Annotated in this window: 14 protein-coding genes and 1 tRNA gene; 11 read left to right on the forward strand and 4 right to left on the reverse strand. The window is 55.2% G+C overall.

Going from position 1 to position 15,003, the window contains the following annotated elements:
* Positions 1-122: 122 nt before the first annotated feature.
* Positions 123-198 (forward strand) — tRNA-Trp (locus AB6731_RS21955).
* Positions 199-295: 97 nt separating this feature from the next.
* Here the strand turns inward: AB6731_RS21955 and hdfR are convergent.
* On the reverse strand, positions 296-1,117 hold the full coding sequence (gene hdfR / locus AB6731_RS21960; protein WP_079231572.1) for an HTH-type transcriptional regulator HdfR: 822 nt from the start codon (positions 1,115-1,117) through the stop codon (positions 296-298).
* Positions 1,118-1,235: 118 nt separating this feature from the next.
* On the opposite strand from hdfR, the gene AB6731_RS21965 reads away from it, so the two are divergent.
* Positions 1,236-1,574, forward strand: coding sequence for a DUF413 domain-containing protein (locus AB6731_RS21965; protein ID WP_014172168.1), 339 nt, complete (start codon positions 1,236-1,238; stop codon positions 1,572-1,574).
* Between the two features lie 27 nt (positions 1,575-1,601).
* Here AB6731_RS21965 and AB6731_RS21970 read toward each other — a convergent pair whose 3' ends face one another.
* On the reverse strand, positions 1,602-3,122 hold the full coding sequence (locus tag AB6731_RS21970) for a YifB family Mg chelatase-like AAA ATPase (RefSeq protein WP_049023041.1): 1,521 nt from the start codon (positions 3,120-3,122) through the stop codon (positions 1,602-1,604).
* Between the two features lie 339 nt (positions 3,123-3,461).
* Here AB6731_RS21970 and ilvL point away from each other — a divergent pair, with 339 nt between their 5' ends.
* The 7 genes from ilvL (at position 3,462) to ilvA (ending at position 10,013) form a co-directional block, all read left to right on the forward strand.
* Positions 3,462-3,560 carry an ilv operon leader peptide gene (gene ilvL, locus AB6731_RS21975; protein ID WP_001311244.1) on the forward strand — a complete coding sequence of 33 codons (99 nt, stop codon included), beginning with the start codon at positions 3,462-3,464 and terminating at the stop codon, positions 3,558-3,560.
* 87 nt (positions 3,561-3,647) lie between these two features.
* Positions 3,648-3,698, forward strand: coding sequence for a peptide IlvX (gene ilvX / locus AB6731_RS21980; protein ID WP_102046757.1), 51 nt, complete (start codon positions 3,648-3,650; stop codon positions 3,696-3,698).
* A gap of 2 nt (positions 3,699-3,700) precedes the next feature.
* Positions 3,701-5,347 carry an acetolactate synthase 2 catalytic subunit gene (gene ilvG / locus AB6731_RS21985; protein ID WP_047954816.1) on the forward strand — a complete coding sequence of 549 codons (1,647 nt, stop codon included), beginning with the start codon at positions 3,701-3,703 and terminating at the stop codon, positions 5,345-5,347.
* A complete protein-coding gene (gene ilvM / locus AB6731_RS21990) occupies positions 5,344-5,607 on the forward strand; it encodes an acetolactate synthase 2 small subunit (protein ID WP_014172166.1) in 264 nt (87 codons plus the stop codon). Before ilvG ends, ilvM begins: the two co-directional genes overlap by 4 nt.
* Positions 5,608-5,625: 18 nt before the next feature.
* A complete protein-coding gene (ilvE, locus tag AB6731_RS21995) occupies positions 5,626-6,555 on the forward strand; it encodes a branched-chain-amino-acid transaminase (protein WP_025202772.1) in 930 nt (309 codons plus the stop codon).
* Positions 6,556-6,615: 60 nt separating this feature from the next.
* A complete protein-coding gene (ilvD, locus tag AB6731_RS22000) occupies positions 6,616-8,466 on the forward strand; it encodes a dihydroxy-acid dehydratase (RefSeq protein ID WP_014172164.1) in 1,851 nt (616 codons plus the stop codon).
* A 2-nt stretch (positions 8,467-8,468) separates the two neighbouring features.
* Positions 8,469-10,013, forward strand: coding sequence for a threonine ammonia-lyase, biosynthetic (ilvA, locus tag AB6731_RS22005; protein ID WP_371006799.1), 1,545 nt, complete (start codon positions 8,469-8,471; stop codon positions 10,011-10,013).
* Here the strand turns inward: ilvA and ilvY are convergent.
* Positions 10,010-10,900, reverse strand: coding sequence for an HTH-type transcriptional activator IlvY (gene ilvY / locus AB6731_RS22010; RefSeq protein WP_020882896.1), 891 nt, complete (start codon positions 10,898-10,900; stop codon positions 10,010-10,012). The two genes, ilvA and ilvY, sit on opposite strands and share 4 nt — an antisense overlap.
* A gap of 153 nt (positions 10,901-11,053) precedes the next feature.
* On the opposite strand from ilvY, the gene ilvC reads away from it, so the two are divergent.
* Entirely contained in the window at positions 11,054-12,529 is a 1,476-nt protein-coding gene (gene ilvC, locus AB6731_RS22015) for a ketol-acid reductoisomerase (RefSeq protein ID WP_371006800.1), read from the forward strand.
* A gap of 68 nt (positions 12,530-12,597) precedes the next feature.
* Here ilvC and ppiC read toward each other — a convergent pair whose 3' ends face one another.
* Complete coding sequence (gene ppiC / locus AB6731_RS22020) at positions 12,598-12,879, reverse strand: peptidylprolyl isomerase PpiC (protein ID WP_008501570.1); 282 nt, start codon at positions 12,877-12,879, stop codon at positions 12,598-12,600.
* 85 nt (positions 12,880-12,964) lie between these two features.
* On the opposite strand from ppiC, the gene rep reads away from it, so the two are divergent.
* The gene (gene rep, locus AB6731_RS22025; protein ID WP_014172160.1) at positions 12,965-14,989 is read left to right on the forward strand and encodes a DNA helicase Rep; all 2,025 of its coding nucleotides are present in this window, start codon (positions 12,965-12,967) and stop codon (positions 14,987-14,989) included.
* Positions 14,990-15,003: the final 14 nt, after the last annotated feature.

Here is a 15,003-nt window from a genome sequence, read left to right on the forward strand (position 1 = left end):
AGTTCAGTCGGTTAGAATACCTGCCTGTCACGCAGGGGGTCGCGGGTTCGAGTCCCGTCCGTTCCGCCACTTATTAAGACATTAAGCCTGCCTACCCGGCAGGCTTAATGGCAAAAGACTTTAGGGGCGTAGCTCAGTTGGTAGAGCACCGGTCTCCAAAACCGGGTGTCGCGAGTTCGAGTCTCTCCGCCCCTGCCATATATAATCCTTTGCTTCGGCAAAGGATTTTTTTTTGCCTGAAAGACGCCAGTCCCCTCTTCAGACGTTGCCGCCAGCATTTCTGCTGGCGCATGCATCAATCCATAATATTGATTTTTAGAAGATCTTTTATCTGCGATTGCTTATCGCTGTTCTGGAGCCAGATGGCATACAGCGGTCTGGAAAGCGTGGTGGAGTCCACAACGGTATGCAACCCGGGTTTCGTGTCTGCCCAGCGAACAGGTAACCAGGTGCACCCCTTCAGCAAGGAGAGCTGCTGACAGGCGATCTCCGCAGAGCTGGTTGTTAACTGTGGCACATCATCCGGAGCAATCAATCCCGACTCGTGTTGCTGGAAATCTGGCCCCCACTCCAGACGCAGATAGGTCAGGTCGGCTTTCATCATTGAAGGCTCGGAGGCATAAAGCGCAAGGCCAAACTGACCAACAATCTGGCTGCTAAATTCGTCCATTTTGGGGGCTTCGGTCGTGATCAGAAGATCCAGCTGGCGCTCGTGCAGTTGCTTAACGAGCGACTGACGTTGCGCAATCCGCGCTTCAAATTGCAAATGGTTGTGGGAAGGGTAGAGCCGGGTAAGCCACTGACTGAGCATACATTCCCACAACGATGCGCTGGCCCCAATGGAGAACTCGTTATGCCTCGAGGTGTGCGCAACCTCTTTACGTGCCGCCTGCCAGGTGTTCATCAGGGTCTCTGCATACGGCAGAAGTTTTTCACCGGCTGGCGTGAGGCGTATGTTGTTGCGGTGGCGGGTAAAAAGGTTCACACCCAGTTGATTTTCCAGCTGTCGAATACGAAAACTGACCGCTGACTGCGTCAGGTAAAGGGCTTCCGCTGCTCGCCCAAAGTGGCGCGTTCTGCTCACTTCCAGGAAAGTTTTTAGCAATTCCGTATCCACATCTTTCTCCGCAAAATAATTTGTCGTTATGATTTAAATGTTTTGTTTTACACTCTGTCAAGCGTAACTAATACTCCGCGCCATAAATAGCTCGGCCAAAGAATTAGGAGCGTGTAGGATGGCGGAAAGCTTTACGACGACTAATCGTTTTTTCGACAATAAAAATTATCCACGCGGGTTCTCTCGTCACGGCGATTTCACCATCAAAGAGGCGCAGATGCTTGAGCGTCATGGTTATGCCTTTAACGAGCTGGATCTGGGTAAACGTGAGCCTGCAACTGAAGACGAAAAACAATTTGTCGCAGTCTGCCGTGGCGAGCGTGAGCCACAGTCTGAAGCAGAACGTGTATGGATCAAGTATATGGCACGCATTAAGCGTCCAAAGCGTTTCCATACGCTGTCTGGCGGTAAACCGCAGATGGAAGGTGCTGAAGACTACACTGAGTCTGACGACTAACAAGAAAAGGGGCTGTGGCCCCTTTTTTTATGCCAGTAACTTTTGCAGGTGCAGGAGCAAGCGATCGATCGCACGATAGCTTAACGCTTCCTGCAGATGCCGCCTCTCAATGTCAGGGCACTTTTCCACATCGGCGATGGTGCGGGCGACTTTTATAAGACGCTGCCATGCGCGAATGGAAAGTCCAAAGCGCGTCAACGTATCCTCCAGCCAGCATGAATCTTCAGTCTTAAGAGGACAAAACTGCCGAATCTCAGCGTTATCCAGACGGGCATTCAGCTTATGTTGACGCATATACTGCCGGGCCTGCGCGGCGATAACCCGCTCGCGAACCTCCACCGTACTCTCTCCTCTGGCGCTGCTCTGGCTGAGCAGGCCGGGAGGAGGCAAGGGGATTTCCAGCGACAAATCGAAACGATCCAGGAAAGGACCAGATAACTTCCCCAGGTAGCGCAGCGTCTGTTCAGGCGTGGAGCGATTGTGGTTTCCCTGATAATGGCCCGATGGGCTGGGGTTCATTGCCGCTACCAGCTGGAACCGCGCGGGATAGCTTATTTTGGCGCGTGCACGGGAGATGTGGATCTCACCCGACTCGATGGGCTCCCTCAGCGCATCCAGAACGCGGCGTTCAAATTCAGGCAGTTCATCCAGAAACAGGATGCCGTTGTGCGCCAGAGAGATCTCTCCCGGCCCTGGTATGGTGCCACCGCCGACCATGGCCGCCAGTGAGGCACTGTGGTGCGGAGAGCGAAACGGGCGACGTCGCCACTGTTTTTGCAATGACACTGAACTCACCAGACTAAATATCGCCGCGCTTTCCAGCGCTTCATGGTTATTAAGTGGAGGCAGTAAACCATTCAACCTGCTCGCCAGCATCGTTTTTCCTGTACCCGGTGGGCCAATCAGCAACAGGTTATGTCCGCCAGCAGCGGTAATCTCCAGCGCCCGCTTCCCCTGCTCCTGGCCGTAAATATCGCTCAGATCGTCCGGGCTTTCTGCCAGGGGATCGCCTGATTCTTCCGGCTCTGACAGCACATGTTGCCCCTCAAGATACGCGCACACTTCCTGTAAATGCCCGGCTAGCAGACATCCTCTCTCGGCTATCAGGCTCACTTCTGCACCATTTTCATTGGCAACAATGATTTGTCGACCTGCGCGAATGGCCTCCAGCGCACCCGAGATGGCACCAGGAACGCCCCTCAGCGCGCCTGTGAGCGCCAGTTCACCGATGAACTCATATGCGCCTAGTCTGCTGCTGTTAAGCTGCTCAGAGGCGGCGAGGAGCGCTATAGCGATAGGTAAATCATATCGCCCTCCCTCTTTAGGCAAGTCTGCAGGCGCAAGGTTGATGGTGATTTTCTTTGCCGGAAAGGTATAACCGCTATTAATAATCGCACTGCGCACCCGATCTCTGGCTTCCTTTACCGTGGTCTCCGGCAATCCAACCAGCGTCAGCCCGGGCAGCCCGTTGCTGAGATGAACTTCTACCGAAATAAGCGGTGCTTTTACGCCAATGGCCGCTCGGGTATAAACAACTGACAGTGACATAAGCACCTCCTCAGGAGATGACTATGCCCGTGACCGATATGCATGTTTAGCCACATTTAGCGGATTTACGCATCCTCTTCCGAGGTTTTAACGTCAAGATGTAACCTTTTCTTTTCTGCGGAACCCTGCTCGCAAAAAAATGTACAGGCGACATACCGCTCTGTCCGTGCTGAAAAAATGAAAAATATTCACTATCTAATTTCTCTATATAAAACAATGCGTTCAGAAAATATGATTCGCAGCCTAACGAAACCAGCCATAAATAAATCTTGTGTTTGATTTAAAAACTGTGATACCTCTTTAGGTATTCCTTCGAACAAGATGCAAAAAGAACTGAAAATGACAGCCCTTCTACGAGTGATTAGCCTGGTCGTGATTAGCGTGGTGGTGATTATTATCCCACCGTGCGGGGCTGCACTTGGACGAGGAAAGGCTTAGAAATCAAGCCTTAACGAACTAAGACCCCCGCACCGAAAGGTCCGGGGGTTTTTTTTATGACTAAAAAACTTACACGAGGAGCAGAGAATGACTAATAGCACAAAATTCTGTTTCTCCCGATTTATGACGGGGAACTAACTATGAATGGTGCACAGTGGGTAGTACATGCGTTGCGCGCACAGGGAGTCGACACTGTCTTCGGTTATCCGGGGGGCGCAATAATGCCGATTTACGATGCATTGTATGACGGCGGCGTGGAACACCTCTTGTGCCGACACGAGCAGGGCGCAGCGATGGCCGCCATTGGCTATGCACGTGCCACCGGTAAAACCGGTGTCTGCATGGCAACCTCAGGGCCGGGCGCCACAAACCTGATCACCGGCCTGGCGGATGCACTGCTTGATTCCGTTCCCGTTGTCGCCATCACCGGTCAGGTGGCCTCGCCCCTCATTGGTACTGATGCCTTCCAGGAAGTGGACGTGCTCGGCTTGTCACTGGCCTGCACCAAACACAGCTTCCTCGTTCAGTCTCTGGAAGAGCTGCCGCGTGTGATGGCAGAGGCGTTTGAGGTGGCAAACTCTGGTCGCCCTGGACCGGTTCTGGTTGATATCCCGAAAGATATCCAGGTTGCTCTGGGCGATCTGGAACCGCACTTCTCCACCGTTGAAAGCGACGATGCATTCCCGCACGCCGCGGTGGAAGAGGCGCGGCAGATGATTGCCCACGCTAAACAACCGATGTTGTACGTAGGGGGTGGGGTTGGTATGGCACAGGCCGTTCCCGCCCTGCGCGAATTCATCGCGGTTACGCAAATGCCCGCCACCTGTACGTTGAAAGGTCTTGGCGCGGTAGATGCTGACTATCCGTACTATCTGGGCATGCTGGGGATGCACGGTACCAAAGCGGCGAACCTGGCCGTGCAGGCGTGTGACTTGCTGATCGCCGTAGGTGCCCGTTTTGATGATCGTGTCACCGGCAAGCTGAATACCTTCGCGCCGAATGCCAACGTGATCCACATGGATATCGACCCGGCGGAGATGAACAAACTGCGTCAGGCGCATGTGGCCCTGCAGGGCAATCTCAACACGTTATTACCGGCTTTACAGCAGCCTCTGAAAATCGACGCATGGCGTCAGCACACCGCCGATATGCGCGTTGAACATACCTGGCGTTACGACCATCCTGGTGACGCCATCTATGCGCCACTGCTGTTAAAGCAATTGTCCGACCGTAAACCGGCAGACTGTGTGGTCACGACGGATGTAGGCCAACACCAGATGTGGTCAGCACAGCACATGACTTACACGCGCCCGGAAAACTTCATTACCTCCAGCGGCTTAGGGACGATGGGCTTCGGTCTCCCTGCCGCGGTTGGGGCGCAGGTTGCCCGCCCGAACGATACGGTTATCTGTATCTCCGGTGACGGCTCTTTCATGATGAACGTGCAGGAGCTGGGCACCGTTAAGCGCAAGCAGTTACCGTTGAAAATCGTCTTGCTCGATAACCAGCGTTTAGGAATGGTTCGTCAGTGGCAACAGCTGTTTTTCCAGGAACGCTACAGTGAGACTACCCTGACGGATAACCCTGATTTCCTCATTCTGGCCAGTGCCTTTGGTATCCCTGGCCAGCACATCACCCGTAAAGACCAGGTTGAAGCGGCACTCGACACCATGCTGTCAAGCGAAGGGCCGTACCTGCTTCATGTCTCAATCGACGAGCTTGAGAATGTCTGGCCGTTGGTACCGCCAGGTGCCAGTAACTCACAAATGCTGGAGAAATTATCATGATGCAACATCAGGTCGCCGTGCAGGCTCGCTTCAATCCAGAGACATTAGAACGCGTTTTGCGTGTGGTGCGTCACCGTGGCTTTCAGATTTGCTCTATGAATATGGAGACGGCCACTGATGCTCAAAATATCAGTATCGAATTAACCGTTGCCAGCCCGCGGTCGGTCGACTTACTGTTTAGTCAGTTAACAAAACTGGTAGACGTTGCACATGTTGCCATCTGCCAGAGCACAACCACATCACAACAGATCCGTGCTTAAGCGCGACAGGAAGAGAAAATGACGACAAAAAAAGCTGATTACATTTGGTTCAATGGTGAGATGGTTCGCTGGGAGGACGCGAAAGTCCACGTTATGTCCCACGCGCTGCATTACGGTACCTCTGTCTTCGAAGGCATCCGTTGCTACGACTCTCACAAAGGGCCAGTGGTGTTCCGTCATCGCGAACACATGCAGCGTCTGCATGACTCAGCCAAAATTTATCGTTTTCCGGTTTCTCAGAGCGTGGATGAGCTGATGGAAGCCTGCCGCGACGTGATTCGTAAGAACAACCTCACCAGTGCCTATATTCGTCCGCTGGTGTTTGTAGGTGATGTGGGCATGGGCGTGAACCCGCCAGCCGGTTATACCACCGATGTGATCATTGCTGCGTTCCCGTGGGGTGCTTATCTGGGGGCTGAAGCCCTGGAGCAGGGGATCGACGCAATGGTATCTTCCTGGAACCGCGTGGCACCAAACACGATCCCGACGGCGGCAAAAGCGGGCGGTAACTACCTCTCCTCACTGCTGGTCGGTAGCGAAGCGCGCCGTCACGGTTATCAGGAAGGTATCGCGCTGGACGTGAATGGCTATATCTCTGAAGGTGCAGGTGAAAACCTGTTCGAAGTGAAAGACGGCATTCTGTTTACGCCGCCATTTACCTCTTCCGCTCTGCCGGGCATTACCCGTGACGCCATCATCAAGCTGGCAAAAGATTTGGGTATCGAAGTCCGTGAGCAGGTCCTGTCCCGCGAATCCCTGTACCTGGCCGATGAAGTGTTCATGTCCGGTACCGCGGCGGAAATTACGCCGGTTCGTAGCGTAGACGGTATTCAGGTTGGTGCTGGCCGCTGTGGTCCGGTCACCAAACGTATTCAGCAAGCCTTCTTTGGCCTCTTCACCGGTGAAACGGAAGATAAATACGGCTGGCTGGATCAGGTTAATCAATAAGCATAAATATGGGACGGCACGCACCGTCCCATTCAATAGTCAGACGGGAGTAAATAAAGCATGCCTAAGTATCGTTCCGCCACCACCACTCATGGCCGTAATATGGCAGGTGCCCGCGCACTGTGGCGCGCCACCGGGATGACCGACGCCGATTTCGGTAAGCCTATTATCGCCGTGGTGAACTCCTTCACCCAGTTTGTGCCGGGCCACGTGCACCTGCGCGATCTCGGCAAACTCGTTGCCGAGCAAATCGAAGCCTCCGGCGGTGTGGCGAAAGAGTTCAACACCATTGCGGTGGATGACGGTATCGCGATGGGTCACGGGGGTATGCTCTATTCACTGCCGTCGCGTGAGCTGATCGCCGACTCGGTGGAGTATATGGTGAACGCCCATTGCGCGGATGCCATGGTTTGTATCTCCAACTGCGACAAAATTACCCCGGGGATGCTGATGGCTTCCCTGCGTCTGAACATTCCGGTGATCTTCGTCTCCGGCGGTCCAATGGAAGCGGGTAAAACCAAGCTTTCCGATAAAATCATCAAGCTCGACCTGGTCGATGCGATGATTCAGGGCGCGGATCCAAAAGTTTCTGATGAGCAAAGCGATCAGGTTGAACGTTCTGCGTGCCCAACCTGTGGCTCCTGCTCAGGTATGTTCACCGCGAACTCCATGAACTGTCTGACCGAAGCGCTGGGTCTGTCTCAGCCGGGAAACGGCTCGCTGCTGGCGACCCACGCCGACCGTAAACAGCTGTTCCTCAATGCCGGTAAACGCATCGTTGAGCTGACCAAACGCTACTACGAGCAAGATGATGAAAGCGCGCTGCCGCGTAATATCGCCAGCAAAGCCGCGTTTGAAAATGCCATGACGCTGGATATCGCCATGGGCGGTTCCACCAACACCGTTCTCCACCTGCTGGCCGCTGCGCAGGAAGCTGAAATCGACTTCACCATGAGCGATATCGACAAGCTGTCCCGCAAAGTACCGCAGCTCTGTAAAGTTGCGCCGAGTACCCAGAAATACCACATGGAAGATGTCCACCGTGCGGGTGGCGTACTGGGTATTCTCGGTGAACTGGATCGCGCCGGGCTGCTGAACCGCAACGTCAAAAACGTGCTCGGCCTGACGCTGCCGGAGTCGCTGGACAAATACGACGTCATGCTCACGAAAGACGATGCGGTGAAAAAGATGTTCCGCGCCGGCCCGGCAGGTATTCGTACCACCCAGGCCTTCTCACAGGATTGCCGCTGGGACACGCTGGATGACGATCGTGCAGAAGGCTGTATTCGCTCACTGGAACATGCCTACAGTAAGGACGGCGGTCTGGCCGTGCTCTACGGTAACTTTGCAGAAAACGGTTGTATTGTAAAAACCGCAGGCGTGGATGACAGTATTCTCAAATTCACCGGCCCGGCAAAAGTATACGAAAGCCAGGACGACGCGGTAGAGGCTATTCTCGGTGGTAAAGTGGTGGAAGGCGACGTGGTTGTCATTCGCTACGAAGGGCCGAAAGGCGGGCCGGGTATGCAGGAGATGCTCTATCCCACCACCTTCCTGAAATCCATGGGCCTCGGTAAAGCCTGTGCGCTGATCACCGACGGACGGTTCTCTGGCGGTACGTCTGGTCTCTCCATTGGCCACGTGTCACCGGAAGCGGCAAGCGGCGGCAACATCGCGATTATTGAAGATGGCGACCTGATCGAAATTGATATCCCGAATCGCGGTATTCAGTTGAAACTGAGCGACCAGGACATTGCGGCGCGTCGTGAAGCCCAGGAAGCTCGCGGTGACAAAGCCTGGACGCCAAAAGATCGCCAGCGCGACGTCTCCTTCGCCCTGCGTGCCTATGCGAGCCTTGCCACCAGTGCAGATAAAGGCGCGGTGCGCGACAAATCGAAACTTGGGGGCTAATGATGGCCGAGTCGCAACCGTTATCCGCCGCCCCTGAGGGGGCGGAATACCTCAGGGCGGTGCTACGTGCACCGGTCTATGAAGCCGTACAGGTCACGCCGCTGCAGAAGATGGAAAAACTCTCCTCGCGACTCGACAACGTGATTCTGGTGAAACGCGAAGACCGCCAGCCGGTACACAGCTTCAAGCTGCGTGGCGCCTACGCGATGATGGCCGGGTTGACCGACGAGCAAAAAGCGCGGGGGGTGATTACCGCCTCTGCGGGCAACCACGCGCAGGGCGTCGCGTTCTCCTCAGCGCGCCTGGGGCTGAAAGCGCTGATTGTTATGCCGGTTGCTACTGCCGATATCAAAGTGGATGCCGTACGCGGTTTCGGCGGTGAAGTGTTGCTCCACGGCGCAAACTTTGACGAAGCCAAAGCAAAAGCGATAGAGCTGGCGCAGCAACAGGGGTTTACCTGGGTGCCGCCGTTCGATCATCCGATGGTCATTGCCGGACAGGGGACGCTGGCGCTTGAGCTGCTGCAGCAGGATGCGCATCTCGACCGCGTCTTCGTGCCGGTTGGCGGTGGCGGCCTCGCGGCGGGCGTAGCGGTGCTGATCAAACAGCTGATGCCGCAAATCAAAGTGATTGCCGTTGAGGCGGAAGACTCGGCCTGTCTGAAAGCAGCGCTGGATGCCGGTCATCCGGTGGACTTACCACGCGTCGGGCTGTTTGCTGAAGGCGTGGCGGTTAAACGCATTGGCGATGAAACCTTCCGTCTTTGCCAGGAGTATCTCGACGATATTATCACCGTCGACAGCGACTCCATCTGCGCCGCAATGAAAGATCTGTTCGAAGATGTGCGTGCGGTAGCGGAACCTTCCGGCGCGCTGGCGCTGGCGGGGATGAAGAAATATATCGCGCAGCACAACATCCGCGGCGAGCGTCTGGCACATGTCCTTTCTGGTGCCAACGTGAACTTCCACGGTCTGCGCTATGTTTCCGAACGCTGCGAGCTGGGTGAGCAACGCGAAGCGCTGCTGGCGGTTACCATTCCGGAAGAGAAGGGCAGCTTCCTGAAGTTTTGTCAGCTGCTGGGCGGCCGTTCAGTCACGGAGTTTAACTACCGTTTTGCCGACGCCCGAGATGCCTGCATTTTTGTCGGCGTACGGTTAAGCCGTGGTCTGGAAGAGCGTAAAGAGATCCTCCACCTGCTCCACGAAGGTGGCTACAGCGTCGTGGATCTCTCCGACGATGAGATGGCGAAGCTGCACGTGCGTTACATGGTGGGCGGGCGTCCGTCGAAGCCGCTGCAGGAACGTCTCTACAGCTTCGAGTTCCCGGAGTCACCGGGCGCGTTGCTCAAGTTCCTGCATACGCTGGGTACGCACTGGAACATCTCTCTGTTCCACTACCGCAGCCACGGTACCGATTATGGACGCGTGCTGGCCGCCTTCGAACTGGGCGAGCACGAGCCTGATTTCGAAACGCGGCTGAACGAGCTGGGCTATGAGTGTCACGATGAAACCCATAACCCGGCGTTCAGGTTCTTCCTGGCGGGCTAGTGGTTAGGCAGTATCTGCCAGAAGGCATCAATAAGCGGCTCCTGCAGCCGCTTTTTTTGTGCGCACACGCCAAGCTCAAACGGCGTTTTTTCGTCGCTGCGCTCCAGAATCATCACGCGATTACGCACCGGTTCCGGGCTGTTCTCCAGGACCACTTCCGGCAGCAGTGCCACGCCGCAGCCCAGCGCCACCATTGACACCATCGCCTCATGCCCGCCAACCGTCGCGTAAATCGACGGGTTGCTGATCTTCTGGCGACGAAACCAGAGCTCAATACGACGGCGCACCGGCCCCTGATCGGCCATGATAAAAGGCACCGTGGACCAGTCCGGTTTTTCCACCGACACCTGATTACGCACCGGGCAGGGTAACGCGGGGGCAATCAACACGACCGCCAGGTTCTCCAGCATTGAGAACGCGACAGCGCCTGGCAGGGTTTCGGGTTTCCCGGCAATGGCGAGATCCGCCTCGCCTGTCACCACTTTTTCCATTGCGTCGGCGGCATCACCGGTGGTGAGTTTAATTTCCACCGACGGTTGTTCTGCGCGAAAACGGTCAAGAATCGGCGGCAGATGGCTATAGGCCGCGGTCACGGAGCAGAAAATATGCAGCTCGCCGGACAGCGATGGCCCTTTCTGGTCAATGGTGTGTCGCAGCTGTTGATACTGCAGCAGCGTTTGTTGGGCAAAGACCCGTAACTCCTCACCGGCCTCCGTCAGGGTGACGGTACGGTTGTCGCGTACAAACAGGGGCTGACCGAGGTCTTCCTCAAGGCGCTGGATCTGGCGCGAAAGCGTGGAGGGACTGACGTGCATCGCCCGGGCGCTGCGCCCAAAGTGACGGCTTTCCGCCAGATGCAGGAACATTTTCAGATCGCGTAAATCCACTGATTTCACTCCCCCTTTTTACATTGCAAATATTGCAACGTGACGTTGTGAATATATCAATTTCCGCAATAAATTTCCTGTCATATAGTAAGTTCATTCTCGCAAAAGCGAACCGAACAATAAGCACAACAACACAACATCACGGAGTCCATTATGGCTAACTACTTTAATACACTGAATTTGCGCCAGCAGCTGGCGCAGCTGGGCAAATGCCGCTTTATGGCGCGCGACGAATTTGCCGATGGCGCGAGCTACCTTCAGGGTAAAAAAGTGGTCATCGTCGGCTGCGGCGCCCAGGGTCTGAACCAGGGCCTGAACATGCGTGACTCCGGTCTGGATATCTCCTACGCCCTGCGTAAAGAAGCGATTGCTGAGAAGCGTGCGTCCTGGCGCAAAGCGACCGAAAATGGTTTTAAAGTCGGTACCTACGAAGAACTGATCCCCCAGGCAGACCTGGTGGTTAACCTGACGCCAGACAAACAGCACTCTGACGTTGTGCGTTCCGTGCAGCCGCTGATGAAAGACGGTGCGGCGTTGGGTTACTCCCACGGCTTTAACATCGTTGAAGTGGGCGAGCAGATCCGTAAAGACATCACCGTTGTGATGGTGGCACCGAAGTGCCCGGGTACAGAAGTACGTGAAGAGTACAAACGTGGCTTCGGCGTGCCAACGCTTATCGCCGTTCACCCGGTAAACGATCCGAAAGGCGAAGGTATGGCGATCGCCAAAGCATGGGCGGCAGCAACGGGTGGCCACCGTGCGGGCGTTCTGGAATCGTCTTTCGTCGCGGAAGTAAAATCTGACCTGATGGGTGAGCAAACCATCCTGTGCGGTATGCTGCAGGCGGGCTCTCTGTTGTGCTTCGACAAGCTGGTGGAAGAGGGGACAGACCCGGCATACGCAGAAAAACTGATTCAGTTCGGCTGGGAAACGATCACCGAAGCGCTGAAGCAGGGCGGTATCACGCTGATGATGGACCGTCTGTCCAACCCGGCGAAACTGCGTGCTTACGCGCTGTCTGAACAGCTGAAAACGATCATGGCACCGCTGTTCCAGAAACATATGGACGACATTATCTCCGGCGAGTTCTCTTCCGGCATGATGGCGGACTGGGCTAACGACGATAAGAAACTGCTGACCTGGCGTGAAGAGACCGGTAAAACCGCTTTTGAAACCGCCCCACAGTTTGAAGGTAAAATCGGCGAGCAGGAGTACTTCGATAAAGGCGTTCTGATGATTGCGATGGTGAAAGCTGGCGTTGAGCTGGCGTTCGAAACCATGGTGGATTCCGGCATCATCGAAGAGTCTGCCTACTATGAATCACTGCACGAGCTGCCGCTGATTGCGAACACCATCGCCCGTAAGCGTCTGTACGAAATGAACGTGGTTATCTCTGATACCGCCGAGTACGGTAACTACCTGTTCTCTTACGCTTGCGTACCGCTGCTGAAAGAGTTCATGACGACCCTGCAGCCGGGCGATCTGGGCAAAGCGATTGCGGAAGGTGCAGTGGATAACGCGCAGCTGCGTGATGTAAACGAAGCCATTCGCGGCCATGAAATCGAGAAAGTGGGTCAGAAACTGCGTGGCTACATGACCGATATGAAACGTATCGCGGTAGCAGGTTAATACCCGGGCGGGCTGATGCCCTGACCTGACTAAACGTACAAGGCCTTCTCTCAGAGAAGGCCTTGCTGTTATTTGCGGTACAGAACCTTAATAACATGGTAGCCAAACTGCGTGTGCAGTGGGCCTGTGGGTTCCAGCACCGGGCAGGAAAAGACCACTTTATCGAACGCCGGAACCATTTGACCCTGACGGAATTCACCTAAATCACCGCCGCGTTTACCTGACGGACAAATAGAGTGTTTCTTCGCCAGCTTGCCGAAGTCGGCGCCGTTTTTGATCTGCTCGAGAAGATCCAGAGCCAGTTTTTCTTCTTTTACAAGGATATGCAGTGCTGCCGCGGTTTTTGCCATGATCGTGCCTTGAGTGGTATGGATTAGGCTCGCTATACTACCACGCTGTTATTCTCCCCTCCTGACTTTCATTGAGTGATCATTTATGCGTTTAAACCCCGGACAACAACAAGCCGTCGAATTTGTCACTGGACCCTGTCTGGTGCTGGCGGGCGCGGGATCCGGCAAAACGCGCGTCATCACCAATAAGATTGCCCACCTGATCCGCGGCTGCGGGTATCAGGCTCGCCACATCGCGGCGGTGACGTTCACCAACAAAGCAGCGCGCGAGATGAAAGAGCGTGTCGGCCAGACGCTGGGGCGTAAAGAGGCGCGCGGTCTGATGATTTCCACCTTCCATACGCTGGGGCTGGATATCATCAAACGTGAATACGCAGCGCTGGGGATGAAATCCAACTTCTCACTGTTTGACGATACCGACCAGGTGGCCCTGCTCAAGGAGCTCACCGAGGGGCTGATCGAAGATGATAAGGTTCTGCTGCAACAGCTGATCTCGACGATCTCCAACTGGAAAAACGATCTGATGACCCCGGCCCAGGCCGCGGCGATCGCCAAAGGCGAGCGGGATCGGATCTTCGCCCACTGCTACGGTCTGTACGATGCGCATATGAAAGCCTGTAACGTGCTGGATTTCGACGACCTGATCCTGCTTCCCACGCTACTGCTGCAGCGTAATGAAGAGGTGCGTGAGCGCTGGCAGAATAAAATCCGCTACCTGCTGGTGGATGAGTATCAGGACACCAATACCAGCCAGTATGAACTGGTGAAACTGCTGGTGGGACAGCGCGCGCGTTTCACGGTGGTCGGTGATGACGATCAGTCCATTTACTCCTGGCGCGGTGCGCGTCCGCAAAACCTGGTCCTGCTGAGCAAAGATTTCCCGGCGCTGCAGGTGATCAAACTGGAGCAGAACTACCGTTCCTCCGGGCGTATCCTTAAAGCCGCGAATATCCTGATCGCCAACAACCCGCACGTGTTCGAAAAACGCCTGTTCTCCGAACTGGGTTACGGTACAGAGCTAAAAGTGCTCAGCGCCAACAATGAAGAGCACGAAGCGGAGCGGGTCACAGGCGAACTCATCGCCCACCACTTCGTCAATAAAACCGAATACAAAGACTACGCGATCCTCTATCGCGGCAACCACCAGTCACGCGTCTTTGAAAAGATGCTGATGCAAAACCGCATCCCGTACAAAATTTCGGGCGGGACCTCCTTCTTCTCGCGGCCCGAAATCAAAGATCTTCTGGCCTACCTGCGTGTGCTCACTAACCCGGATGATGACAGCGCGTTTCTGCGTATCGTGAATACCCCGAAACGGGAAATTGGCCCGGCGACGCTACAAAAGCTTGGCGAGTGGGCGATGACGCGTAATAAGAGTCTGTTTACCGCCAGCTTCGATATGGGGCTGAGCCAGACGCTCACCGGACGCGGCTACGATTCATTAACCCGCTTTACCCACTGGCTTGGTGAAGTGCAGCGGCTGGCAGAGCGCGAACCTATCGCCGCCGTGCGCGACCTTATCCACGGTATCGACTACGAGTCCTGGCTGTATGAAACCTCCGCCAGTCCGAAAGCGGCCGAGATGCGCATGAAAAACGTTAACCAGCTGTTCAGTTGGATGACTGAAATGCTGGAAGGCTCGGAGATTGATGAACCGATGACCCTGACGCAGGTGGTTACCCGCTTTACGCTGCGCGATATGATGGAGCGCGGCGAGAGCGAAGAAGAGGCCGATCAGGTTCAGCTGATGACGCTGCATGCATCAAAAGGTCTGGAATTCCCGTATGTCTATCTGGTTGGCATGGAAGAGGGGTTACTGCCGCACCAGAGCAGCATTGATGAAGATAACGTCGATGAGGAGCGCCGTCTGGCCTATGTAGGCATCACGCGCGCTCAGAAAGAGCTGACCTTCACGCTGTGCAAAGAGCGTAGACAATATGGTGAACTGGTGCGCCCGGAGCCGAGCCGTTTCCTGCTGGAACTTCCGCAGGACGACCTCATCTGGGAGCAGGAGCGTAAAGTGATTACGGCTGAAGAGCGGATGCATAAGGGGCAGGCGAACGTCGCTAACATCCGCGCCATGCTGGCGAAAGCCAAAGAGAAGGGGTAGGTTGTTACACGCCC

This window comes from Enterobacter sp. RCC_40, assembly GCF_041360735.1.
Taxonomy (GTDB): Bacteria; Pseudomonadota; Gammaproteobacteria; order Enterobacterales; family Enterobacteriaceae; genus Enterobacter; species Enterobacter ludwigii.